7 protein-coding genes and 1 pseudogene are annotated in these 6,837 nt (G+C 58.4%); all 8 read left to right on the top strand.

The genetic code is table 11. The features are described 5' to 3' along the window. Window positions 1-141 (top strand): annotated as a pseudogene (locus tag ACIOYV_RS33000) (30S ribosomal protein S2); the annotation flags it as partial. Between the two features lie 192 nt (window positions 142-333). Next, window positions 334-1,197 carry a translation elongation factor Ts gene (gene tsf, locus ACIOYV_RS33005; protein WP_054047193.1) on the top strand — a complete coding sequence of 288 codons (864 nt, stop codon included), beginning with the start codon at window positions 334-336 and terminating at the stop codon, window positions 1,195-1,197. A gap of 210 nt (window positions 1,198-1,407) precedes the next feature. Next, a complete protein-coding gene (gene pyrH, locus ACIOYV_RS33010) occupies window positions 1,408-2,151 on the top strand; it encodes a UMP kinase (protein ID WP_003172271.1) in 744 nt (247 codons plus the stop codon). Continuing rightward, window positions 2,148-2,705 carry a ribosome recycling factor gene (gene frr, locus ACIOYV_RS33015; RefSeq protein ID WP_007949335.1) on the top strand — a complete coding sequence of 186 codons (558 nt, stop codon included), beginning with the start codon at window positions 2,148-2,150 and terminating at the stop codon, window positions 2,703-2,705. The genes pyrH and frr overlap by 4 nt, the downstream gene beginning before the upstream one ends. Before the next feature lie 13 nt (window positions 2,706-2,718). Then, window positions 2,719-3,474, top strand: a complete 756-nt coding sequence (gene uppS, locus ACIOYV_RS33020) for a polyprenyl diphosphate synthase (protein WP_054047192.1) — start codon at window positions 2,719-2,721, stop codon at window positions 3,472-3,474. Further along, window positions 3,474-4,280, top strand: coding sequence for a phosphatidate cytidylyltransferase (locus ACIOYV_RS33025; RefSeq protein WP_054047190.1), 807 nt, complete (start codon window positions 3,474-3,476; stop codon window positions 4,278-4,280). The genes uppS and ACIOYV_RS33025 overlap by 1 nt, the downstream gene beginning before the upstream one ends. Further along, window positions 4,277-5,467 carry a 1-deoxy-D-xylulose-5-phosphate reductoisomerase gene (gene ispC, locus ACIOYV_RS33030; RefSeq protein ID WP_401330646.1) on the top strand — a complete coding sequence of 397 codons (1,191 nt, stop codon included), beginning with the start codon at window positions 4,277-4,279 and terminating at the stop codon, window positions 5,465-5,467. The genes ACIOYV_RS33025 and ispC overlap by 4 nt, the downstream gene beginning before the upstream one ends. Window positions 5,468-5,521: 54 nt before the next feature. Beyond that, window positions 5,522-6,837: RIP metalloprotease RseP (rseP, locus tag ACIOYV_RS33035; protein WP_401330649.1), on the top strand; the 1,316-nt coding region annotated here is incomplete at its 3' end.

Raw genomic sequence — 6,837 nt, forward strand, 5'->3', positions numbered from 1 at the left:
ATCCCAGGCAACGATGACGCAATCCGCGCTATCCAGCTGTACATGGGTTCGATGGCTGACGCTGTAATCCGCGGTCGCAACCACGTTGCTGGCGGCACCGAGCAGTTCGTTGAAGAAGCTCCGGTAGCAGCAGCTGAGTAATTGACGCCTTGGCGTTGACTCAGTAAGCAAAAAGGGGGCTTGGCCCCCTTTTTGCCACCTCGAAAACCATTTGTCGGTAGCGCAGCTACAGCTTCTGTAACGTGCAGCGACTTACAAAGGTGTTTCGGGAAGAATTGAACGCCCGTTCGATCGGGTGGAATGGTTGATAACCTATCCAAGAGGATTTTTGAAATGGCAGAGATTACTGCAGCGTTGGTTAAAGAACTGCGTGAGCGTACTGGCGAAGGCATGATGGATTGCAAAAAGGCCTTGACCAAGGCCGGCGGCGACATCGAAAAAGCCATTGACGACATGCGTGCTTCGGGCGCCATCAAGGCTGCCAAGAAAGCAGGCAACGTAGCTGCTGAAGGCGCGATCACTCTGAAAGAAGACGGTAAATCCGCCGTTCTGCTGGAAGTGAACTCGCAGACCGACTTCCTGGCTTTGCAGGACGATTTCAAGGCATTCGTTGCTTCCAGCGTTGAAAAAGCATTCGCTGACAAGCTGACTGATGTTGCTCCGCTGATCGAAGCTCAAGAAGCTGCTCGCCTGGTACTGGTCGGCAAGGTTGGCGAAAACGTCAACATCCGTCGTCTGGCACGCGTTGAAGGTGACGTTGTTGGTGGTTACCTGCACGGCAACAAGATCGGTGTTGCAGTTGTCCTGAAAGGCGGCACTGTTGAGCTGGCCAAGGACATCGCTATGCACGTAGCGGCGACCAACCCTGAATTCCTGCTGCCATCGGAAGTTTCCGCTGAAGCGGTCGAGCGCGAGAAAGGCGTGTTCCTGACCCTCAACGCTGACAAGATCGCTGGCAAGCCAGAAAACATCGTTGAAAACATGGTCAAAGGCCGTATCAGCAAGTTCCTGGCTGAAGCGAGCCTGGTTGAGCAGGCGTTCGTCAAGAACCCTGAAATCAAGGTTGGCGAACTGGCCAAGAAAGCCGGTGCTGAAATCGTTTCCTTCACCTACTTCAAAGTAGGCGATGGCATCGAGAAGCCGGTCGACAACTTCGCTGAAGAAGTTGCTGCCCAGCTGGCTGCCGCCAAGCAATAAGACGGTTTTTTAACTGTCGCCCTGAAGAGGCTGCCCGCTTACGCGCGCAGCCTCTTTTCAGATGGGCTGCCAATTTTTATTGGTTTCCCTTTGGAACTGGCTTACAAAGCCATGTTCCGATGGCGCTGAAGCAGCGCCAAGCTAGAGTGAACGCCAGCTGTAAACAGCTCGCAAAGAATTTTTTAAAATACGCCGCAGGAGAGATTCGCAATGGCTCAGCAGGGCAGTGGTTATCAGGCTCGCTATAAACGCATTCTACTCAAGCTTAGCGGCGAGGCCCTGATGGGCTCGGAAGAGTTCGGGATCGACCCGAAAGTTCTGGATCGCATGGCGCTCGAAGTGGGCCAATTGGTCGGCATCGGTGTGCAGGTCGGTCTGGTGATCGGCGGCGGCAACCTGTTCCGTGGTGCAGCGCTGAGCGCGGCCGGCATGGATCGGGTTACCGGCGACCACATGGGCATGCTGGCCACTGTGATGAACGCCCTGGCCATGCGCGACGCGCTGGAACGTGCCAATATCTCGGCCATCGTGATGTCGGCCATTTCGATGGTTGGCGTGACCGATCATTACGACCGCCGCAAAGCCATGCGCCACCTGAATGCCAAGGAAGTCGTGATTTTCGCGGCCGGTACGGGCAATCCGTTCTTCACCACGGATTCGGCAGCCTGCCTGCGTGCAATCGAAATCGATGCCGATGTCGTGCTCAAGGCGACCAAGGTCGATGGCGTTTACACCGCCGACCCATTCAAAGACCCGCATGCCGAGAAGTTCGATCATCTGACTTACGATGAAGTACTGGATCGCAAGCTGGGCGTGATGGATCTGACAGCTATCTGCCTGTGCCGCGACCACAAAATGCCGCTGCGCGTATTTAACATGAACAAGCCCGGCGCCCTGCTGAACATCGTGCATGGCGGCGCTGAAGGGACCCTGATCGAGGAAGGCCAACAATGATCAACGAAATCAAGAAAGACGCTCAAGAGCGCATGCAGAAATCTCTGGACTCTCTGAACCATGCATTTGGTCAGATCCGCACCGGTAAGGCTCACCCAAGCATTCTGGGCAGCGTGATGGTGCCGTACTACGGCACAGACACTTCCATCACCCAAGTGGCCAACATCACCGTAAAAGACTCCCGGACCCTTCAGGTCGTGGCGTTTGAGCGCAATATGCTCGCGGCAGTCGACAAAGCGATCCAAAGTGCCGGTTTGAACCTCAACCCGACCAACCTGGGCGAGTTGCTGCTGATCTCCATGCCTGCCCTGACTGAAGAAACCCGTAAGGGCTTCACCAAGCAGGCGCGTAGCGCAGCTGAAGATGCCCGTGTTGCCGTGCGCAATATTCGTCGTGATGCACTTGGCGACCTGAAGAAACTGGTCAAGGACAAGGAAATCAGCGAAGACGAAGAGCGTCGTGCCGCTGCTGATATCCAGAAGCTGACCGACAAGGCTGAGGCCGATATCGACGCAGCGACCAAGCAAAAAGAAGCGGACCTGATGGCCGTATAAGGGTCGCGTTTTCATGGAAAAGACCAAGCAGACTGCGCCGTCCGCGGTGCCGCGCCATGTCGCGATCATCATGGATGGTAACAATCGCTGGGCGAAAAAACGCTTTATGCCGGGTGTCGCCGGGCATAAAGCGGGTGTGGATGCAGTTCGTGCGGTGATTGAAGTGTGCGCTGAGGCCAAGGTCGAGGTGCTGACCCTGTTCGCCTTCTCCAGTGAGAACTGGCAGCGTCCGGCCGATGAGGTCAGCGCCTTGATGGACCTGTTCTTCAAGGCGTTGCGTCGCGAGGCCAAGCGTCTGAACGACAACAACATCAGCCTGCGCATCATTGGCGACCGTTCGCGTTTTCACCCTGAGCTTCAAGCAGCCATGCGCGAAGCTGAGGCGATTACTGCCGGCGCCAATCGCTTTATCCTGCAGATCGCCGCCAACTACGGCGGTCAGTGGGATATCGCGCAAGCTGCGCAACGTCTGGCGCGGGAAGTTCAGGCCGGGCATCTGCGCCCGGAAGACATCACCCCGGAACTGCTGCAAACCTGTCTGGTGACCGGCGACCTGCCGTTGCCGGACTTGTGCATTCGTACCGGCGGTGAACACCGCATCAGTAATTTCCTGCTCTGGCAGTTGGCTTACACCGAGCTGTACTTCTCCGACCTGTTCTGGCCGGACTTCAAACACGACGCCATGCGCACCGCGCTGGCCGATTTCGCTTCTCGTCAGCGCCGCTTCGGTAAAACGAGCGAGCAGGTCGAGTCTGGAGCCCGGGTTTAATGCTTAAACAACGAATTATCACTGCGCTGATCCTGCTGCCGATCGCCTTGTGCGGGTTTTTCCTGCTCGAAGGCTCCGGTTTTGCGCTGTTCATCGGGCTGGTCGTGACCTTGGGTGCATGGGAGTGGGCTCGCCTGGCGGGTTTCACTGCCCAGCCGGTTCGCGTGGCCTACGCGGCTGTGGTCGCGCTGATGCTGTTTGTCATGCACATCCTTCCCGGGCTCGCGCCTTGGGTGCTGGGTGCCTCGGTGCTCTGGTGGGCCGTCGCGACCTACCTGGTGCTGACCTATCCGCGCTCCAGCGAACACTGGTCCAGTGCCGCCTGCAAACTGGTGATCGGTCTGCTGATCCTGCTGCCGGCCTGGCAAGGTCTGGTCCAGATCAAGCAGGAGCCCTTGGGTAACTGGCTGATCATGGCCGTCATGGTGCTGGTCTGGGGCGCTGACATCGGTGCTTACTTCTCCGGTCGCAAGTTCGGCAAGCGCAAGCTCGCGCCGCAAGTCAGTCCGGGCAAGAGCTGGGAAGGCGTCTATGGTGGCCTGGCGTTGAGCCTGGTGATCACGCTGGTGGTCGGCCTGGTTCGCGACTGGACTGTGGCGGAACTGCTAAAAGGTCTGGTTGGCGCCGCATTGATCGTGTTCATTTCGGTGGTGGGCGACCTCACCGAAAGCATGTTCAAGCGCCAGTCCGGGATCAAGGACAGCAGCAATCTGCTGCCGGGTCATGGTGGCGTGCTGGATCGCATCGATAGCCTGACGGCGGCGATCCCGATCTTCGCGGTGCTGTTGTGGATGGCAGCACCGTGAGCCGCCCACAGCAGATTACCGTTTTAGGGGCGACGGGCTCGATTGGCCTGAGCACCCTCGATGTCATTGCCCGTCATCCCGAGCGCTATCAGGTTTATGCACTGAGCGGTTTCACTCGGTTGAGTGAGTTGCTGGCTTTGTGCGTCAGGCATACGCCGCGGTTTGCGGTCGTGCCTGAGTCTGCGGCTGCCCGTGTCCTGCAGGACGACCTGCGCGCAGCGGGCCTCTCGACTCGCGTGCTGGTGGGGGAGGAGGGCCTGTGTCAGGTCGCTGCCGATCCTGAAGTCGATGCGGTCATGGCGGCCATCGTCGGTGCGGCGGGCTTGCGCCCGACCCTGGCGGCGGTCGAGGCCGGCAAGAAGATCCTGCTGGCCAACAAAGAAGCACTGGTAATGTCCGGTGCGTTGTTCATGCAGGCAGTGCGCAAAAGTGGTTCGGTGCTACTGCCGATCGACAGTGAACACAACGCGATTTTCCAGTGCATGCCCAACGATTTCGCCCGAGGTCTGGGTGCGGTCGGCGTGCGTCGGATTTTACTGACAGCCTCTGGTGGCCCTTTCCGGCAGACACCGATGGCAGAATTGGCGCATGTTACCCCCGATCAGGCGTGTGCTCACCCGAACTGGTCCATGGGGCGCAAGATTTCGGTCGATTCGGCCAGCATGATGAATAAAGGTCTCGAGCTGATCGAGGCCTGCTGGTTGTTCGATGCCAAGCCATCTCAGGTCGAAGTGGTGATTCACCCGCAGAGTGTCATCCACTCGCTGGTGGACTATATAGACGGTTCGGTGCTGGCGCAGTTGGGTAATCCGGACATGCGCACGCCGATTGCCAACGCCCTGGCCTGGCCGGAGCGCATCGACTCGGGGGTTGCCCCGCTGGATCTGTTTGCCATCGCTCGTCTGGATTTCCAGGCGCCCGATGAGGAGCGTTTCCCGTGTCTGCGCCTGGCTCGACAAGCAGCAGAGGCTGGCAACAGTGCGCCGGCCATGCTGAATGCGGCAAATGAAGTGGCAGTCGCCGCGTTTCTCGACGGACGGGTTCGTTACCCGGAAATCGCGAGTATCATCGAGGAAGTCTTGAATCTTGAGCCTGTGGTTGCGGTGAATGATCTCGAGGCGGTGTTCACCGCAGACGCCAAGGCGCGTGTGCTGGCTGAGCAGTGGTTGAGTCGTCACGGGCAATAAGTGCTGCAGTAAGCTGGCCCAATGCAGCACTGGATAGGATTGCGGAGAAAGTAGATGAGCGCGCTCTATATGATTGTCGGCACCCTGGTAGCCCTGGGCGTGCTGGTCACCTTCCACGAATTCGGCCACTTTTGGGTCGCGCGTCGCTGTGGGGTCAAAGTGCTGCGTTTCTCCGTGGGCTTTGGCATGCCGTTGCTGCGCTGGCACGACAAGCAAGGCACCGAGTTCGTGCTGGCCGCCATTCCGTTGGGCGGCTACGTGAAGATGCTCGATGAGCGCGAAGGCGAAGTACCGGCTGACCAGATCGATCAATCCTTCAATCGTAAATCCGTGCGCCAACGGATCGCCATCGTCGCTGCAGGCCCAATCGCCAATTTTCTGTTGGCGATGGTGTTTTTCTGGGTGCTGGCCATGCTCGGCAGCGAACAGATACGTCCTGTCATCGGTGCCGTGGAGTCGGGCAGCATCGCGGCCAAGGCCGGGTTGAGCGCCAATCAGGAAATCGTTGCCATTGACGGCGAGCCGACTTCCGGATGGTCGGCGGTCAACCTGCAACTGGTCCGTCGCCTGGGCGAGAGCGGTACCTTGCAGTTGTTGGTGCGCGAACAGGGCTCTACAGCAGATTCGCCTCGTGAGCTGGCGCTGGATCACTGGCTTAAAGGTGCCGATGAACCAGATCCTATCCGCTCGCTGGGTATTCGTCCGTGGCGTCCGGCATTGCCGCCGATCCTCGCGGAACTTGATTCGAAAGGGCCGGCACAAGCCGCGGGCCTGAAGACCGGTGACCGGTTGTTGGCCCTTGATGGCAAGGCGCTGGATGACTGGCAGCAAGTCGTTGATACCGTGCGTATGCATCCGGATACCAAAATCATGCTGCGCGTCGAGCGCGATGGTGCTCAAATCGACGTCCCCGTGACGCTGGCGGCTCGTGGTGGCAGCAAAGCGCCTACGGGTTATCTGGGTGCCGGGGTGAAAGCAGTCGATTGGCCACCAGAGATGATTCGCGAGGTCAGCTACGGTCCGATAGCCGCGATTGGGGAGGGTGCTCGACGCACCTGGACCATGAGTGTACTGACCCTCGATTCGCTCAAGAAAATGTTGTTCGGCGAGCTCTCGGTAAAAAACTTGAGTGGACCGATAACCATTGCTAAAGTGGCGGGCGCTTCTGCCCAGTCGGGTGTCGCTGATTTCCTGAATTTCCTTGCTTATCTGAGTATTAGCTTGGGAGTTCTGAATTTGTTGCCCATTCCTGTACTGGATGGGGGGCATTTGTTGTTTTATCTGATCGAGTGGGCGCGTGGTCGTCCCTTGTCAGATCGGGTGCAGGGTTGGGGGATACAGAGCGGTTTGAGGTGGGTGGGGGGGGGGTT

The sequence above is a fragment of the Pseudomonas sp. NPDC087342 genome, assembly GCF_044744265.1.
Taxonomy (GTDB): Bacteria; Pseudomonadota; Gammaproteobacteria; order Pseudomonadales; family Pseudomonadaceae; genus Aquipseudomonas; species Aquipseudomonas nunensis.

What these genes read in the sequence shown, in the direction of transcription:
- uppS (WP_054047192.1), top strand. Translation starts at nt 2,719, where the DNA reads ATGGAAAAGACCAAGCAGACTGCGCCGTCCGCGGTGCCGCGCCATGTC.
- frr (WP_007949335.1), top strand. Translation starts at nt 2,148, where the DNA reads ATGATCAACGAAATCAAGAAAGACGCTCAAGAGCGCATGCAGAAATCT.
- tsf (WP_054047193.1), top strand. Translation starts at nt 334, where the DNA reads ATGGCAGAGATTACTGCAGCGTTGGTTAAAGAACTGCGTGAGCGTACT.
- pyrH (WP_003172271.1), top strand. Translation starts at nt 1,408, where the DNA reads ATGGCTCAGCAGGGCAGTGGTTATCAGGCTCGCTATAAACGCATTCTA.
- ACIOYV_RS33025 (WP_054047190.1), top strand. Translation starts at nt 3,474, where the DNA reads ATGCTTAAACAACGAATTATCACTGCGCTGATCCTGCTGCCGATCGCC.